We start from the raw sequence: 15,975 nt of genomic DNA, 5'->3' as shown, positions 1-15,975 counted from the left end.
CGTAGGTAAGCAGTCAGCGGTTAGGTGCCTGTTTTTTGCAGGCACCCGGCTGATCAATCAGGATGGAAATATTAAAAAGTGATTTTATGCTTCAGGATTGTCCGGTTCAATCAGTGCGGATTTATAATTCCACGGCATCCATTTATCTGGGGATTCTGACAACTCAGAGGCATGTTCCAGCAGTGCTGTCAGGTAATCAAAAGGATTGGTACCGGATAAATTACAGGTATGAATCAGACTCATGAACAGATCACCTACCATGGCACCATGCTCAGTTTTATAAAACAGAGCATTCTTGCGATGCAGAACGACCTTTTTCAAAGCCTGTTCGCAAATATTGTTGTCCAAAGGTACACCTGGTTCCCTGAGAAAAAGGGTCAACGCCTCCCAATGTTTGAGCATGTAGCCAATAGCCTGGCCCAGCCCGCTGTTGGGCTCCACCAAATGTTGGTCTATTTGTTTGTGAAACCAGGTGTTGAGCTTTTTCATCAGCGGACCGCTGTTGTCCTGATGAAACCGCAGCCGTTCTTCAGCTTCCATGTTCTGTTCTTTGGTAATCTTATCATTTTTATATACCTCTGCGAGGATTTCGAGTACATAACTGCACTCTTCCGGGAAGCTTTGCAGTACGTCAACAAACTGTCTTCGTCCATGTGTAAGACAATTTGCCAGCAGAGTTTCGAATTCTTTGGGAACATTTCTGGACAGAGCATCACACATCTGAATGGGTGGGCTCAGACCAATACGACGCTTAAGTAAATCCATCAAGTTTTCTCCGGCATGCTGACGGCCGGTAAAAAACAGTGCAATTTTATGATCATCGGTTTTTGACAGTATACCCGTGGTAAATATACCTTTACGTTCCGGGTTATTTTCTTTGTTTTCCTTCATCAGGGACAAAACCTTCATAGTGGTGTCATCATTATGAATGATATCGCCCTGAGCGCCCTGACGGATAAATTCCTGATAAATCGGAGTAAGTTCCATTGCCATTTGATCGACAATCTCGAACTGTGTCGATGCAGGCAATGGTATGCCAAGACTTTGCTGAAGATCTTTAAGTCTGTTAAATGGCATACCGGTACCATATTTCAAAAGAGCAATCATGGCCTTGGCTTTTGCATCATATTTGTCTTCACCCACATTTTCAGGTGTCGATGCGGTGAAAATTGCTCCACAGAGATTACAGCGTAAACGCTGCATTTCATAGACAGTTCCACTTAATGGAGCGTTTCCGGTGATGCGTATGATTCGCTGCGGCTCCTTTAATTCATATACCTTGCCCTTTAAACATTCAGGGCAGTTGTCTCCAGGTTTAAGAGTATCATGGAAGACTCTGACTTTTTTTGCCCCGGTATAATTTTTAGCAGGTTTGCGGCCATGACCTTTTTTAGCTTTAACAGAATTCTTCTTTTTTGGGTGAGCCTTTGTTTTTCCAGTTTTTTCGGTAGTTGCACCAAACAGCATGCGCAACAGCCGTCGTATGGAGGCGGCTTTATTGTCCACACACTGACTTAAAAGGTAGATAGTGTCAGCCATAGCCTTGATGAGTTCATAGTCCTCAGGTGGCAACAGTTCTTTAACACGCTTTAAAAGAGCATCTAACTGCTTGACGTCCAGGTCTATACGTTCCGGGGTCTTCACTGTGTGTCCCCCCGTAAAAGGCTGCGAAAATTTTTGGCTAATGGATATCCCCAAACAGCCTTTATAGATCGGTTCGGTTTAAATGTTTGATCATTTTTACCCCTGCCGGTGGTGTCTCCAAGATACTTCCAGTTCGCAGCCTTGTAACAGGTACCGGCAAAACGGGTTTTGTCCACAAAAGTTTCAAGGTACCAGATGGGATGATTGTAGATTTTACGCCAATCCAGGGCCAAGATTTTTATCATGTGACCAAGAAGATGGGAGGCCAGATGTGGTACGCGCACCCATGGTAGAATTAAAAATCGTGTATTATACGCCAAAAGGTGCAGATTTTTTTTACGCGTCTTCGCATCCCAGCCGATAAACCTGTCCCTGCAGCCTATATGCCTCGCTGCAGAAGACCAGGCAAAACATGCTATTGGCCGCCCATCAGTATAAACGATGTATTTCAGCTGTTCGCCCACTGAATGGCAGTAACCCAGATAATGGTAATACTCGATCAGGCTGTTGAACATTTTTTCATGCGGGCTTCTGCGTACCTGGCAAAATTCAAGCGGCCGTATTTTGGCTAATTTTGTTTCCAGTAAAGTTTGATTGATCTGAATTTTTTTAGGTTTTCTACGTTCTACAAATGGATTATGGGGATTACATTTTTTGTCCGGCAGACGTATGAATCCTGCACGGTGCAGTTCTAACATCATACCCCGACAGACCATATCACGCAATGCCCCATTGGCCTGGACCCAATTCCAGGCTATGCACAGTTTTCTGGAAAGCGCCCGGCGGCTGGCATCCGGATTTTGAGCAATAAGCTCCTTGATAAAAATAATATCTTTGTCAGTAACGACTCTGCCTCTATACGTAAACATGGGCATCAAATATCACATTTTTTACTGGAACGCAAGTCATTAAATATTTTTTTTTATTTTTTTACAGGAATTGGCCGCCACAATGGTGCAACATGAGCCTTTACAGGATTACCGTTCCAGATCAGAAGCTGCAGTTCATGAACGGCCAGAGGCCTGACCGCCTCACCGGATTTGTTTGGCCACCAGTTGAAACGTCCCTTAGACAGCCTTTTCTGACACATCCAGAATCCTTGGCCATCATACATAATGATCTTTATGGCAGTTGCCTTTTTATTACGAAAAATAAAAACATACCCTGAAAATGGATCGGAGCGCAGCACCTGCCGACAAACAGCATTTAGACCGTCGATACCTTTTCTGAAATCCACCGGGTCTATGGCCAGCAGGATACGCATTTGCGGAGTTATCTGAATCATGGCTGACTCCAAAACTGTTGGGTTATATTGATCAAGTCAGAACTGTCCGCAATTTGCATTGTCATCCTGGCACCGTTCTGATGTTGCATCTCGATAATGCCCTTGAAAGGCAAAGGGGCTTGGGCTACATCAAGTTCGATGAAAGATGCCGTCGGCACGGACGGATTTGGTGATATATTCTGGACGTAATGCTTTAGCTTGGTATGGTTGAGGCTCAAGGCTTTTGATATACGGTGCAGAGAATAGGCAGGGTATAACGAGGCAGCGGCTTCCCATAATGCTTCCGGAATGGCTTTACCTCTATCCCGGCTGTTACGCCATTGTTTAAATTTTTCCCGTACTTCATCCAGACTGTACTCGCCTGAAGGCTGCATAAGATTCATCGGTCATCCTCCTTATATAATATTACGTGATTTGAATGACCGATACTACCTTATTTGAATTTGTTTTTCATGCACGCTTGCCGAAAGGACACGTTCATCAAAACGATCGTTAATTTGCGGCAAAGGGATGAGCTTGGCTCCGGGAATATGCGATTTTTCGTACTCAGATGGCTGACGCACATCTAACAGAACATACTTTCCTTCTTTATGTTTTTCGATATAGGCCTTGGCGTTTTCACTGTCAATATTCGCTACAGGAGTTAATAACTGTTTCCAGCGCATAATTATTCATCCTTACATTTGATGAGATTGTTTGTGGGCCATCGGTATTTGTGTGATCTCCGACACCTCCTGCGACAATGACCTCATGTGGTGAGCAGCAAGCCCGGCTACGCTGCTTATGCCGCACAGGCGGCAGATTCTGGCTATTTCGTTTGTTGAAACCTTTATCAGGTTTTCAACTTCTTTTGACCGTTGTTCTACTACCAGCCTGCGTCTAAGAGCGGGATCCTGGGTTGTAATACCGGTGGGGCATCTGCCCGACTCGCAGGATCGGCAGTAAACGCAACCTAATTCAAATTTGATAAATCCGGCGCTGTATACGGCATCCGCACCCAGTGCCAGAACCTTGGCAAAATCGGCTGGTCCTTTAAGACCCCCGGCGGCGATCAGGGTATAACGATCACGAACCCTCTTTTTTCCGCAAAGTATACACCTGGCTGAATCAACATGGGAAACTCCCCCACACTCACAAGGGCTATGATCGAAAGATTCATCTTTTATTGATCCGCAATCACGGCATACTGCATAAAAAGAATTTTTATCCGGTTTGTTTTTACGAGACATAATTTTTATCATGCTGTATTCTTTCAAAAGATGACTTTCTTCAATTCTCACCTTTTATTTTCTTGATAATTTTGGGAATTAAGAAAGAAAAAATAAAAATAGCTTTATTCCGATTTTCCCTTCGCTGCTGTTCCACTTCTTTCACCCTCCTGACGCGTGTCCGTTCATAAGCAAGGGCACCGGTTCAACATCAAGCCGTGGTGTATGGGCACTACTTAAGGATTGGCTCTAATTTATTTATATCGGTAATAGGAGCCTGACATGCAAAATTTTTACACACATATGCCGTGGGACGTCCATCTCTTGGGAGCATGTTTTCCACAAAAGGGACCAGCTCCACGAGTCTGCCCGCATCGAGCCCGGCAGGATGAAATAACAACACCTTGTTGGGGAGAAAGTTCCGCACCGGAAAAATAAAGGCCCCCATTTTGTTCGTCCCAGAACATATCAAGCATGGCTCTGTTTAAAGCAATCGCCTCCTCAAGATAACTGACTTCAAAGGTGGCCTCATGCAGTTCAATCAAACCCCATACCAAGAAAGCATAATCGTCCAGAAACCCTGAATAGGCAGCATCACCATGCCTGTAACGATGTAAGAGTTTACCATCTTTTGTCCTGAGATTTTTTAAGATGAAATCGGCTGCTTTTCCGGCGGCCCTAATATATTCCTGGTCTCCCAAAGCCTGATAGCCTTTAGCCAGGGCCGCAATCATAAGTCCGTTCCATGATGTCAGGATTTTGTCATCCTTTAGGGGGTGGATGCGTTTCCTGCGAATATCAAAGAGCTTGCTGCGCGCATTATTCAAGAGATTCTCAAATTTTGCTGAATCCAGGCCTATTTCGGATGCAAAACCGGCAAGGGGAGTGGCAATATAAGGATTACCTTCGTTTGTCATAAAGATGGAAAGGGGCCACCCGCCGCTACCGGTAAGGCGCCGGCATACAGCCATGTAAACCATATCCACATCCGGTCGTTCTTCGCGATCAAGCTTAATAGCTATGAAATTCCTGTTTAAAAGCTCGGCTACGTCTTCATCCTCAAACGATTCATGTGCCACATTACATGACACCAGTGACAGGTGGCATAGCCGATAGAGAGAAATATCGGTTTCTCCTCCTGCCTGGCCCTTTGGAATGCCTCTTCTCCCCAAGGATACCAGTTTACCGGATTTGAGGCATGTTGCAACAGGTAGGGGCTCTTCTCTCCAGCCAAATGATTAGCATACTTATTCAGTTTTGCATCAACAGCCTGCACGTTTACCTCCATTCCCAAAATTAAAAGAAGAATCAGTAGTGTCCGGTTAGGTTTTTGCATGTTATATGGGATAAAAAAATTCAGTAGTGTCCGGTTAGGTTTTTGCATGTTATATGGGATAAAAAAATTAGAAAAATGTTCATTTTTTACTTGACAAACCAAATAAAAATTTTTTATCGTTTTGTTATAAAATATAATTATAACAAGGAGTTAAGACAAAAATGGACATATTCAATATCCCAAAAAAGAATTTTAATCCCCAATCTCATGCTCGATTTCTCAAACCTTTGCAAAAGATTTTTCCTGACACGCCACAGCTTAAATCCCGAGGTCACAGGCCATTGAAAATGACTTTTGAAGATCAGCTTCACGCACTGATATTTTTCCATCTACAAGAACATGAATCAGCTCGTGATCTTATTCAACACCTTAAAGAAGACGATTTTGCCAAAGAATGTGTCGCTCCAGATGGAGGGATCAGTCGTAGCAGTTTTTCCGAAATTATCAATTCTCGAGGGCTTGAACAGCTTGAATATGTTTTTCAAGCTCTTTGCAGCCAGGCACAAAATGCTTTACCATCAAATTATTCAGATCTCGGTGAACTCGTTTCCATTGATGGATCTTTAATTGATGCAGTTCTGTCCATGTACTGGGCTGATTACAGAAAAGGCGCTAAAAAAGCAAAAGGCCATTTCGGCTTTGATGTCAATCGCAAGATTCCTATAAAAATTCATCTGACAAATGGAAATGGCGCTGAACGCCCCTTTGTCAGGTCTATCCTTACAAAAGGCCAAACAGGAATCATGGATCGGGGGTATCAATCACATAAGGATTTTGATCTTCTTCAGGATGAAAAAAAACATTTTGTTTGCCGCATCAAAGCGAAAACAACAAGAACTATTATCAAAGAGCAGCCTGTTGATCCCGACAGCTATATTTTTTATGATGCTGTGGTTCTTCTTGGCACTCCTGGGGTAAACCAGACCAGAAAGCCGGTTCGACTGGTTGGTTATAAAATTGCCGGTGTCAAATATTTTGTGGCAACTGATCGTTATGATCTTACAGCCGAGCAGGTTGCAACCGTTTATAAGCTTAGATGGGATATCGAAACTTTTTTCAAATGGTGGAAGAAACATTTAAAAGTGTACCACTTGATTGCTCACAGTAGATATGGCCTGATGGTTCAAATCCTTGCGGGGTTAATAACCTACCTGCTTATGGCCATATACTGCCATGAACAGTTTAATGAACCTGTATCAATAAAGAGGATTCGTCAGCTTAGAAATACCATCCAGAACGAATTACGTACTGACGAAAAAAACGTATGGTCTAATAATCTGATTATCAAAGAGCAAATGCTATATGCAAAAACTTAACCGGACACTACTGAAGAAGAATAGATAACCAACTGTTAGCATAAAAAAATTTTATCTATTTCATTTTGCGACGCCAAAAAATCAGTACCCCATCTTTAGCAAAGACCGCCTGAACAAATTCCCATCCAATTGCTCCCCGGTCATTCAAAATATCCGTCAATATTTTTATCTCATCCCCGCCAACTTCTTCAATATTGCAGTGTCCGGATTCGGTGCAAAAATAAACCAGCGATTTAAATGTTTCTGTCGGATGTTTAGTGATTTCATATTCAAATTTCATAGTTCAACCTGTTATCTTATTCGTATTGAAAATTATTTTGTCAAATCAAATGTCTTCTAATTTTCCAGTTTATCTTCAGCATTCAAAAAACACTCTAATGCTTTAACTATTTGATGTTACAACAAAAACCCCTTTCCCTTTCCAATTTTTAATACCTTCCGAATATTGGAAAAAACTTTTTGACTTTGTCTCATCCAGAATTTAAAATCTTTTATCTTAAAAAGATAAATGCTATACATTAACAACAGCTATAAGGAGGTAATCATGATTAATGATAACACCCATGAGCCCGTCGTTATTACCCAATTTAAATGATCCGGCAAGCTCGGTCCTTTTAGTATTAAAACCAGTTGTGACGAGTGCGACCTGACCACCTCCATCCTTCAGGATATGTTGAAAAATGAATTCAAAAATAAAAACGTTACATTCGAAGTTAAACCATGGCTCGATAATTTCTTTTATTGTATTGTTAGATTCGCCTGGCATCCTCCCATTATTATGGTCAATGGCAAAAAATTTTATCAGTTTAACGAAAAGGAGCCCCTTTTTAACCGAAAAAAGTTAGCAGCGTTGGTGGAAAATTATCTCGGTTAAAATCTATTACAGATTTACTCTATTATTGACTTTCCTATTTTCTTACCAAACTCGATACAAGCTGCAAGGCTTTCCTTGTCCGGCACAAACTGAATTTTCAGTCCCGGATCTATGATTTTAAATTTCATGGCCTCTAATTCCCGGTTAATCAATTTGACCGATTCGCCGCTCCAGCCATAAGACCCAAAGGCTGCTCCAATCTTGTTCTTTGGTTTAAGACCCTTCATGTAGGTTAAAAAATCACTGACAGTGGGAAACAACCCGTTATTAATGGTGGGAGAGCCGACGATTATTCCCTTGGCATCCATGACTTCGGTCATGATTTCGCTGCGATGGGAACTCCTGATGTGGATCGGCTTGGCGCTTACGCCTTCCTCACCAATGCCGGCAGCTATTGCTTCGGCCATGGCCTGGGTGCTGTGCCACATGGTATCGTAAATAACAACCGCCTTTTTTTGCGGTTCCTGACTGCTCCAGTCAAGATAGGCATTAATGATTTTTGCGGGGTCTTTCCTCCAGACAATACCGTGGTCCGGGCAGATAGTATCAATTTCCAGTCCGAGTTCGTTAACTTTTTCTAAAAGTTTAAGAATCAGTGGCGCCATAGGCAAAAGAATGTTGGCAAAATATTTACGGGCGTGTGGCATGATTGCTGCGCCGATTTCATCGTCAAAACTTTCAGATCCGGCATAATGCTGTCCGAAAGCATCGCTGGAAAAGAGGATTTTGTCCTCCTTTAAATAGGAAAACATGCTGTCCGGCCAATGGAGCATCCTGGTTTCAAGAAAAGCCAGGGTTCTTTTGCCGAGGCTTAATTCTTCGCCATTTTCAACGGCCTTATAATTCCATTTTTGACTGAAGTGAAGAGAAAGATTTTTACAGCCCATTTTTGAGCAATAAAGCGGTTTATCTTCTCCTATTTTATGCATAATACGCGGCAGGCTGCCGGAATGATCCATCTCGGTATGGTTGCTGATTACATAATCGATTTTTTTGGGATCAATAATTTTGGCAATGTTATCCAAAAGCTGATCAGCAAATTCACTTTTTACAGTATCTATGAGGGCTACTTTTTCATCTATTATTAAAAAGGCATTGTAGGTTGTCCCCTGATAAACGGAATATCCATGAAAATCACGAATATTCCAGTCTCTAACGCCAACATTATAAATATTCTTTCCTGTTTCCAGCGGTTTCATATTTTGCTCCTTTTGTTGCAGTCTTGTCAGACTGAAGATTTAAACGATTTTTTGCTGGCGCCGCAAATCGGGCAGTGCCAGTCATCGGGCAAATCCTCAAAGCGGGTTCCTTTAGCAATTTTTCCTTTTTTGTCGCCCTTATCCGGATTATAAATATATCCACAATTTGATGTCTGGCACTGCCTCATTTCTTCCGGTTTTACCATTATATCACCCTTTAATTAATTTCAGCTTAGAAATTGTCGATCCATATATAAAAAATTTATCAAGCTCAAGAACAGCCTACTACTCCTGCACTATCGGACACCCCGCATTTATCCAGGCCTTCATGCCTCCCGCCAGGCTGTGAACATGCTCAAAGCCCTTACTTTGAAGAAAGCTTGCGGCAATATTACCACGATAACCGACCCCGCAAGTTACAATTATCTCCTCATCTTTTGAAATATCCGGCGCTTTTTTCAACAGCTCCGCGAGGGGATAATGTTCAGCTTCTTTTATGCGAAAAAGATTCCATTCATCTGTCGTCCGAACGTCCAAAAAATGCTTGTAATGGCCTGCATTAAGTTTATCATTTAATTTTGCGGTGGAAATCTGCCACAATTGCGAAATAGGATACCCGGCTTCCTGCCAGCTTGTAATTCCTCCATAAAGATAACCGATAATGTTGTCATAACCGATTCTGTGCAACTCAACGCACATAGCATCATATTTTTGCTCATCAGCCGTCACCATGATAAGTTCAGCGCCGGGCTCTATTACCATTCCTATCCAATTAGCGGTCTGTTTGGCAAAACCTATATTAATGCTGCCTGGTATATGCACTCCTCCGAAAGAAGCGTTGTCCCTGGTATCCAGCAGTACGGCTCCCCGTTCCAGATAATCCTTGACCTGCAACGGCGACAGATCCCTGGTTACCGGACACCGCTCCAGAAGCGGAGGACCGATTTTATTGGTTTCGATGATATGGGTAAAACTTTTAGGCCGTTCCGGAAACGTGGCAGACATTGTTTTTACAAAATCATCTTTGGAAAGGTTCAAAAAGGAATTGTTTAATTTTTCAAACCCAATGGTCGAGTTTGATTTGGCACTCATACCCTTGCCGCAAAGGGAACCTTGTCCGTGAGCGGGGAAGACTTCCATGCTTTCAGGGAGACGTCCCAGTTTATTATAAAGTGAATCAAAAAGATTGGCCACCTGTTCATCAATCAGTTCTTTTCCGGCCAGATCGGGCCGCCCGATATCTCCCACAAAAAGACAGTCACCGGTCAAAACCAGCCAGGGACTATCACTCCTTGTTTTATCCGTGACCAGAATTGAAATGGAATGGGGCGTATGACCGGGTGTTTTGATTATTTCAAGCCTTACATTACCTATCTCAAACCGATCCCCTTCTTCCACCCCCTTAAACTGGTAGTCGACAGGAGAATCTTTGAGAAGATAAATATCAGCGCCGGTCCTGGATCTAAGTTCCATGTTCCCTGATACATGATCGGCATGGATATGGGTTTCAAAAATATGTGTGATTTGCATACCGTTTTCACGGGCAATATCGATATAATCCTGCACATCCCTTTTGGGATCGACAACACATGCTGTTTGAGCTGCCGGGCATCCGATCAAATAAGAGAGGCAGCCTAGCCCTTCGGCAGTAACCTGTTTAAAATACATATTATACTCCTTGTTATAAAAGAATTACAGCGCCGCCTTTCCTCAGCTTTTCCATAGCCCGTGGAGATTGCAATATTCCCGGGCCGTAATCTGTTCGGCCTCTACCTGAAAAGTCGCCTCGGGCGTTTCACCTGGATTTAGAAAGCGGCGATAAGCCATTCCATCGGCAACAATCTCTATCCACTGAATATAGTGTTTCTCTTCCATGGGATGAGCCACACTACCCACTGTAACTTTTACTCCGCCTGAAATTTTTTCTATCATCGGCACATGTTTTTCTTTGGCGGCATCGACACTGTTCTCAGCCATAAGTTTCATCGGCTGATTGCAGCATGCAAGTTCGCCCTTTTCTCCCTGAAGAACTTCGACAATATTTCCACAAACCTCACATTTATAAACTTCCAGTCTTTCAGCCATGTTATCCTCCTTTTAAAATGTTCAGAAATTTACAAACTCATTATAACTATCTGATAGGTAAAAAATTGATTAACAATCAATTTTTTTTGGTGGATTCGCTTCGCTTAATCCACCCTACAAACTACCAACTTTTATATTAAATTGTAGGGTGGATTAAGGAGCGTAGCGACGAATCCACCAAAGTTAACAATATCAAACAGTTATTCAGTTTGTAAATTTCTGATGTTATAATTTTCCACAGTAGGGGTACGATGCATCGTGCCCCTATAATTTTAATGTAATACCCCAGCGATTTCTGCGTTCTCCGCGGTTAAACCGGTTTTTTGTACAAAGTAAAGGATTACCAGTTTTCACCCAGCAACTCAAAATGGGCCTGGGGATGGTCGCAGGCCGGACATTTTCCTGGAGCCTCGTTTTCTTCGTGCAAATACCCGCAATTTCTGCAGCGCCATACTACCTTTTCAGTCTTTTTAAATACTAGACCGGCATCAATGTTGGCTGCCAAGTCATTGTATCTTTTTTCATGTTGTTTTTCCGCCACTGCGATGGATTTAAATATAAGGGCAACATCTTCAAACCCTTCCTCTAAGGCTGTTACGGCAAAACCGGGATACATTTCGGTATGCTCATAATTTTCTCCTGCAGCGGAAGCCTTGAGGTTCTCCAGGGTTGTTCCAATAACTCCGGCCGGGAAGGCTGCACCAATTTCAACCTCTCCGCCCTCTAATAACTTGAAAAGCCTTTTGGCATGCTCTTTTTCCTGATTGGCGGTTTCTTCAAATATTGCTCCTATTTGCACATAACCTTCTTTTTTGGCCTGGCCGGCAAAATAAGTGTAACGGTTCCTTGCCTGGGACTCACCTGCAAAGGCAGTTAAAATATTTTTTTCTGTCCGTGTTCCTTTTAAGCTTGCCATTTTTTGATTCCTCCTTAAGAAATGAGCACGGGATAAGTCCCCGGCCCTTGAATTAATTACGTTTATTAGAGTTATTGATCTTCTTTCCACCAGCCCTTTTTAATATGAGCCTGTTTCTCTTTTTCGGCATGTTTTTTAAGTTTATAAGCTGAATCGAGCAGCATTCCATAAAGGATTCCACACCCTGTATCTTCCCGATCCGCATCTCCTTTTACTGCGAGCTCAATCATGGCATCAGTTAATTTTAAAATTGCTTTCAGATTTTTGTCACATGATTTCAATGTATATTGTCCTTGGAAAGGCTTATAGTTTTCAAGTTCTATAATTCATGTATTTCATAGATTTCAATATGCATGCCAAATAAAATATACGGATTGCTTGTATTTAAATTATATAAAATTACAAATAGTTATGTAGTTATAACGGCTATCCGGGCGATCATTAAATAATTTATATTTGATACACACTGAAACATGAGTCACTGAGCCGCAATAAAATTTATAGGGTTTAGCTTATAACAAGTTAAAATTATATAGTATTATTACTAAAAAATATTTCGTTTTTATTTGTGAGACATTAGTGTCTCATGCAACAAGATTCTCGTATGAATTGGGGAAAGCAGCATTCTTATTTAAGACGCTGTTTACGAATGGTCGTTCAAAAAACGGTATAGGGTGGCCCTTCCAACACCAAGCAGCCTGGCAGCCCGGGCTTTATTACCCCCGGTCTTTTCCAGGGTTGCTTGTACCGCATGAATATCAAGTTTTTTAAAGGGACCGCGCTTTTTGCGATCAACCTGACTACCAGCCAGTTCCATTGGAAGATTTTCAAAAGATATAATATTGCCCTTACATTTGATAATAGCGAACTGTATGGCATTTTCAAGTTCTCTCACATTACCGGGCCAGCTATAATCCATCATTGCATACATAGCTTCTTTGGAAATATGCAGACGTTCCTTTTTATATTTTTCAGCGACTTGCTTAAGGAAATGATTGCACAAAAGAGGAATGTCGCTCTTCCTCTCGCGAAGGGGCGGGAGATCAATTGGTATGACATTTAATCGGTAATACAGGTCATCGCGAAAATTATTTTTTTTGACCTCCTTTTTAAGGTTTTTATTGCTTGCACTTATTATGCGCGTATTTACAGAAATCGTTTTTTCACTGCCGACTTTTTCAAGGGTTCCTTCCTGCAAAAAACGAAGCAATTTTACCTGGACATGTTTCGGCAATTCTGCAACCTCGTCCAAAAAAATGGTGCCGCCCTCAGCTAATTCAAAGCGGCCTTTTTTATCACGAACCGCCCCTGAAAAAGCTCCTTTAAGATGGCCAAAAAGCTCGCTTTCAATCAAGCCCTCAGGAAGAGCCCCGCAGTTGATTGCCACAAAAGGAGCGCCGCTGCGATGACTTTTATTATGAATAGCCATCGCCACAAGCTCCTTGCCGGTTCCGGTTTCACCATGAATATGTATCGCTGAGTCATATGAAGCAACATCCCTGATCTGCTGGAAAACCTGAAGCATCCTGGAATTCCGGCCGATAATATTGGCAAAGTTTGAAATTTCACCCAGCCTGATTTGCAGATCTAGAATATCGGTTACATCTTTAAATGAAGCCAGCACGCCGAAATCCTGACCGTTTTTATCTTTCATCATGGTGGATACCATGTCAAGCTGACGGATTTCTCCGCTTTTAGTTGTTATAGTGATGGAATAATCAACTGTATCGGTATCTATTTTTTTTTCTTGGGAGGGATTGCAGAACTGGCAATGTTCACCGCAAAAAGGCCCGCCATGCGCTTCATGACAATCTTTTCCAAGGACTTCATCTCTACTGTAGCCTGTTATTTCTTCAGCTTTCCGGTTATAATAAAAAATACGCCGCTCCAGATCATGAGCAATTATACCGTCTTGAAGATTATCCAGGATCCGCTCCAGATTTTCAGGTTCGGAAGATATTTTTTTAAGTAATATTTTTTTCATTCTCGCTTATCATCAAATAACGCAAGAATTGAGAAATTGCGCAAATGTAGTTTGTAACACATTAATTTTGTTGCTAAAATATTTCATAATGTTATAAGGTATGCTTAAAAAATACCACTTTTTGCTATTTTTTCACAAAGATGGGATAGGTGAACTTTATCAAACTATAATGAAATTACAAGATTATTTTGCAATGCGTTGGGATAAAAAATTTAGATTTAATGAAAAAACCAGATAGATAATATTCTTATGAATTTATATAATAAAAAATATGATATAATTATTGTCGGCGCGGGCCATGCCGGTTGTGAAGCTGCCCTGGCCGCGGCAAGGATGGGGTGCAGGGTTCTGCTGATGGCCATAGATCTGGACAAAATCGCGGCGATGCCGTGCAGCCCCTCCATAGGCGGCATGGCCAAGGGGCAGCTTGTCAAAGAAATAGATGCACTTGGGGGCGAGATGGCCAAAACAGCGGATAAAACCGCCATCCAGTATCGAACCCTCAACACAAAAAAAGGGCCCGCGGTGCAGTCTTCAAGAACCCAAAATGACAAGATTCGCTATCATATGGCCATGAAGTCGGTTATTGAAAAACAGGCCAACCTGAGCGTTAAGCAAGCCATGGTTGACAAACTTGTCGTGGAAAACGGCAGGATCGCAGGAGTGGAAGATCAGACCGGCTTCGGTTATCAGGCTGAAAACGTTATTCTGGCAACTGGAACGTTTTTATGCGGCCTGGTTCATATCGGCTTTAAATCTTTTAAGGCCGGACGGGCTGGTGAGTTTGCCTCCTATGGCCTTCCGGCACATTTAAAAGATATAGGGTTCCGACTCGGCAGGATGAAAACCGGTACTCCTCCCAGATTAAAAAAAGGGAGTATAGATTTTTCACAATTCACCCGGAAGGATTCAGAAAATGATCCGACTCCGTTTTCTTTTTTTTCAGATAAGATTAAAATGCCTCAGGTATCTGTATATATAGGACATACAGACAGAAATGTGCATAACATTGTGCGGAGCAGCTTGCACCTGAGCGCATTGCATAGCGGTATTATAAAAGGTGTTGCAGCGCGGTATTGCCCCTCATTCGAAGATAAAATAGTAAGATTTCCCGACAGGGACAGGCATCAGGTGATCCTGGAACCTGAGGGGCTTGATACTGATGAAATCTATGCCAGTGGTCTTGGGAACAGTCTGCCTATGGATGTTCAGATAAAATTTATAAGATCCGTCAAAGGGCTGGAAGAGGCGGAAATAATGCGGCCAGCTTATGCTATAGAGTATGATTATGTAAATCCTGTCCAGCTAAAAACAACTCTTGAAACAAAACTTGTATCCGGTCTTTATATGGCTGGCCAGATCAACGGCACTTCGGGTTATGAAGAGGCTGCAGCCCAGGGAATGTGGGCCGGGATCAATGCTGCTTGCAGAACGCAGGGCAGATCTGACTTTATCCTAGATCGCTCCCAGGCTTTCATGGGTGTTATGATTGATGATCTTATAACAAGAGGAACCAAAGAACCATACAGGATGTTTACATCCAGAGCCGAATACAGACTCACGATGAGAGAGGATAATGCAGATCTGAGATTAATGGAAAAAGGGCATGAGTTAGGCTTGATAGATGATAATACCCTGAAAGATATTAAAGCAAGAAAAGAGGAGATAGAAAAAGAGATTAAACGGATAAAAGGAATAGTTGTTAAACCTAAAAAAAAGATAAATGATTATCTTGTTTCCAGGGGAACCCAGCCCATTAATAATGGTATACATCTTGATCAGCTTTTAAAAAGAGCGGAATTAGATTACACCACCGTGGAGATTCTTGCTAAAAGCAATAATACGCTAAGCAGCAAAATAACCAGGCAGGTGGAGATAGAGATAAAATATGAAGGATATATAAAGAGACAACTGAAAGAGATTAACAAATTTAAATATTTGGAAAAAATAAAAATACCGGATAATATAGATTACAATGCTGTACACGGCCTGTCGAATGAACTTAAATCAAAATTAACTAAAATAAGGCCGGCCTCCCTGGGACAGGCCTCCCGCATTGAAGGAATAACGCCGGTTGCAATTTCCGTACTTATGATAGCAATTAAAGGACACGAAAAACGGGGTTAAA

At 42.0% G+C, this 15,975-nt stretch carries 19 protein-coding genes; 2 read left to right on the top strand and 17 right to left on the bottom strand.

Going from position 1 to position 15,975, the window contains the following annotated elements; translation table 11 throughout:
• Positions 1-84: 84 nt before the first annotated feature.
• The 8 genes from tnpC to BuS5_RS00490 all read right to left on the bottom strand — a co-directional run bounded on the left by tnpC (position 85) and on the right by BuS5_RS00490 (position 5,473).
• Complete coding sequence (gene tnpC, locus BuS5_RS00525; RefSeq protein WP_274427632.1) at positions 85-1,644, bottom strand: IS66 family transposase; 1,560 nt, start codon at positions 1,642-1,644, stop codon at positions 85-87.
• Positions 1,641-2,513 (bottom strand): DUF4338 domain-containing protein, encoded by an 873-nt coding sequence (locus tag BuS5_RS00520; protein WP_274427862.1) that lies wholly within the window; start codon positions 2,511-2,513, stop codon positions 1,641-1,643. Before BuS5_RS00520 ends, tnpC begins: the two co-directional genes overlap by 4 nt.
• A 53-nt stretch (positions 2,514-2,566) precedes the next feature.
• Positions 2,567-2,929 (bottom strand): IS66 family insertion sequence element accessory protein TnpB, encoded by a 363-nt coding sequence (tnpB, locus tag BuS5_RS00515; protein ID WP_274427634.1) that lies wholly within the window; start codon positions 2,927-2,929, stop codon positions 2,567-2,569.
• Positions 2,926-3,312, bottom strand: coding sequence for a hypothetical protein (locus BuS5_RS00510; protein ID WP_274427635.1), 387 nt, complete (start codon positions 3,310-3,312; stop codon positions 2,926-2,928). The genes tnpB and BuS5_RS00510 overlap by 4 nt, the downstream gene beginning before the upstream one ends.
• A gap of 45 nt (positions 3,313-3,357) precedes the next feature.
• On the bottom strand, positions 3,358-3,594 hold the full coding sequence (locus BuS5_RS00505; RefSeq protein ID WP_027355127.1) for a rhodanese-like domain-containing protein: 237 nt from the start codon (positions 3,592-3,594) through the stop codon (positions 3,358-3,360).
• A gap of 12 nt (positions 3,595-3,606) precedes the next feature.
• A complete protein-coding gene (locus BuS5_RS00500; RefSeq protein ID WP_274427929.1) occupies positions 3,607-4,158 on the bottom strand; it encodes a glutamate synthase-related protein in 552 nt (183 codons plus the stop codon).
• 272 nt (positions 4,159-4,430) lie between these two features.
• On the bottom strand, positions 4,431-5,216 hold the full coding sequence (locus tag BuS5_RS00495; RefSeq protein ID WP_027355129.1) for a DUF255 domain-containing protein: 786 nt from the start codon (positions 5,214-5,216) through the stop codon (positions 4,431-4,433).
• Complete coding sequence (locus BuS5_RS00490) at positions 5,183-5,473, bottom strand: DUF255 domain-containing protein (protein ID WP_274427928.1); 291 nt, start codon at positions 5,471-5,473, stop codon at positions 5,183-5,185. Before BuS5_RS00490 ends, BuS5_RS00495 begins: the two co-directional genes overlap by 34 nt.
• Before the next feature lie 161 nt (positions 5,474-5,634).
• Here BuS5_RS00490 and BuS5_RS00485 point away from each other — a divergent pair, with 161 nt between their 5' ends.
• Positions 5,635-6,789, top strand: coding sequence for an IS4 family transposase (locus BuS5_RS00485; protein ID WP_036019371.1), 1,155 nt, complete (start codon positions 5,635-5,637; stop codon positions 6,787-6,789).
• 55 nt (positions 6,790-6,844) lie between these two features.
• On the opposite strand, the gene BuS5_RS00480 is transcribed toward BuS5_RS00485, so the two are convergent.
• From BuS5_RS00480 to BuS5_RS00440, 9 genes are all read right to left on the bottom strand, one after another.
• On the bottom strand, positions 6,845-7,069 hold the full coding sequence (locus BuS5_RS00480) for a hypothetical protein (RefSeq protein WP_027354725.1): 225 nt from the start codon (positions 7,067-7,069) through the stop codon (positions 6,845-6,847).
• A 231-nt stretch (positions 7,070-7,300) separates the two neighbouring features.
• Positions 7,301-7,555: a hypothetical protein gene (locus BuS5_RS00475; protein WP_027354726.1), complete on the bottom strand. Its 255-nt coding sequence runs from the start codon at positions 7,553-7,555 to the stop codon at positions 7,301-7,303.
• Positions 7,556-7,677: 122 nt separating this feature from the next.
• A complete protein-coding gene (locus tag BuS5_RS00470) occupies positions 7,678-8,862 on the bottom strand; it encodes an FprA family A-type flavoprotein (protein WP_027354727.1) in 1,185 nt (394 codons plus the stop codon).
• A gap of 26 nt (positions 8,863-8,888) precedes the next feature.
• Complete coding sequence (locus BuS5_RS00465; protein ID WP_027354728.1) at positions 8,889-9,068, bottom strand: rubredoxin; 180 nt, start codon at positions 9,066-9,068, stop codon at positions 8,889-8,891.
• Between the two features lie 79 nt (positions 9,069-9,147).
• Positions 9,148-10,530: an MBL fold metallo-hydrolase gene (locus tag BuS5_RS00460; RefSeq protein ID WP_027354729.1), complete on the bottom strand. Its 1,383-nt coding sequence runs from the start codon at positions 10,528-10,530 to the stop codon at positions 9,148-9,150.
• 42 nt (positions 10,531-10,572) lie between these two features.
• Complete coding sequence (locus BuS5_RS00455; RefSeq protein ID WP_027354730.1) at positions 10,573-10,947, bottom strand: desulfoferrodoxin; 375 nt, start codon at positions 10,945-10,947, stop codon at positions 10,573-10,575.
• A 340-nt stretch (positions 10,948-11,287) separates the two neighbouring features.
• On the bottom strand, positions 11,288-11,863 hold the full coding sequence (gene rbr / locus BuS5_RS00450) for a rubrerythrin (RefSeq protein WP_027354731.1): 576 nt from the start codon (positions 11,861-11,863) through the stop codon (positions 11,288-11,290).
• Positions 11,864-11,934: 71 nt separating this feature from the next.
• Positions 11,935-12,144, bottom strand: a complete 210-nt coding sequence (locus tag BuS5_RS00445) for a hypothetical protein (protein ID WP_027354732.1) — start codon at positions 12,142-12,144, stop codon at positions 11,935-11,937.
• A gap of 362 nt (positions 12,145-12,506) precedes the next feature.
• Complete coding sequence (locus tag BuS5_RS00440) at positions 12,507-13,847, bottom strand: sigma-54 interaction domain-containing protein (RefSeq protein ID WP_027354733.1); 1,341 nt, start codon at positions 13,845-13,847, stop codon at positions 12,507-12,509.
• Between the two features lie 249 nt (positions 13,848-14,096).
• On the opposite strand from BuS5_RS00440, the gene mnmG reads away from it, so the two are divergent.
• Positions 14,097-15,974, top strand: coding sequence for a tRNA uridine-5-carboxymethylaminomethyl(34) synthesis enzyme MnmG (gene mnmG, locus BuS5_RS00435; RefSeq protein ID WP_027354734.1), 1,878 nt, complete (start codon positions 14,097-14,099; stop codon positions 15,972-15,974).
• Position 15,975: the final 1 nt, after the last annotated feature.

Source organism: Desulfosarcina sp. BuS5 (genome assembly GCF_028752835.1).
In the GTDB taxonomy this organism is placed as follows: domain Bacteria; phylum Desulfobacterota; class Desulfobacteria; order Desulfobacterales; family BuS5; genus BuS5.
The sequence above is the reverse complement of the archived record's forward strand: the minus strand, read 5'-3'. Positions and strand labels throughout refer to the sequence as shown.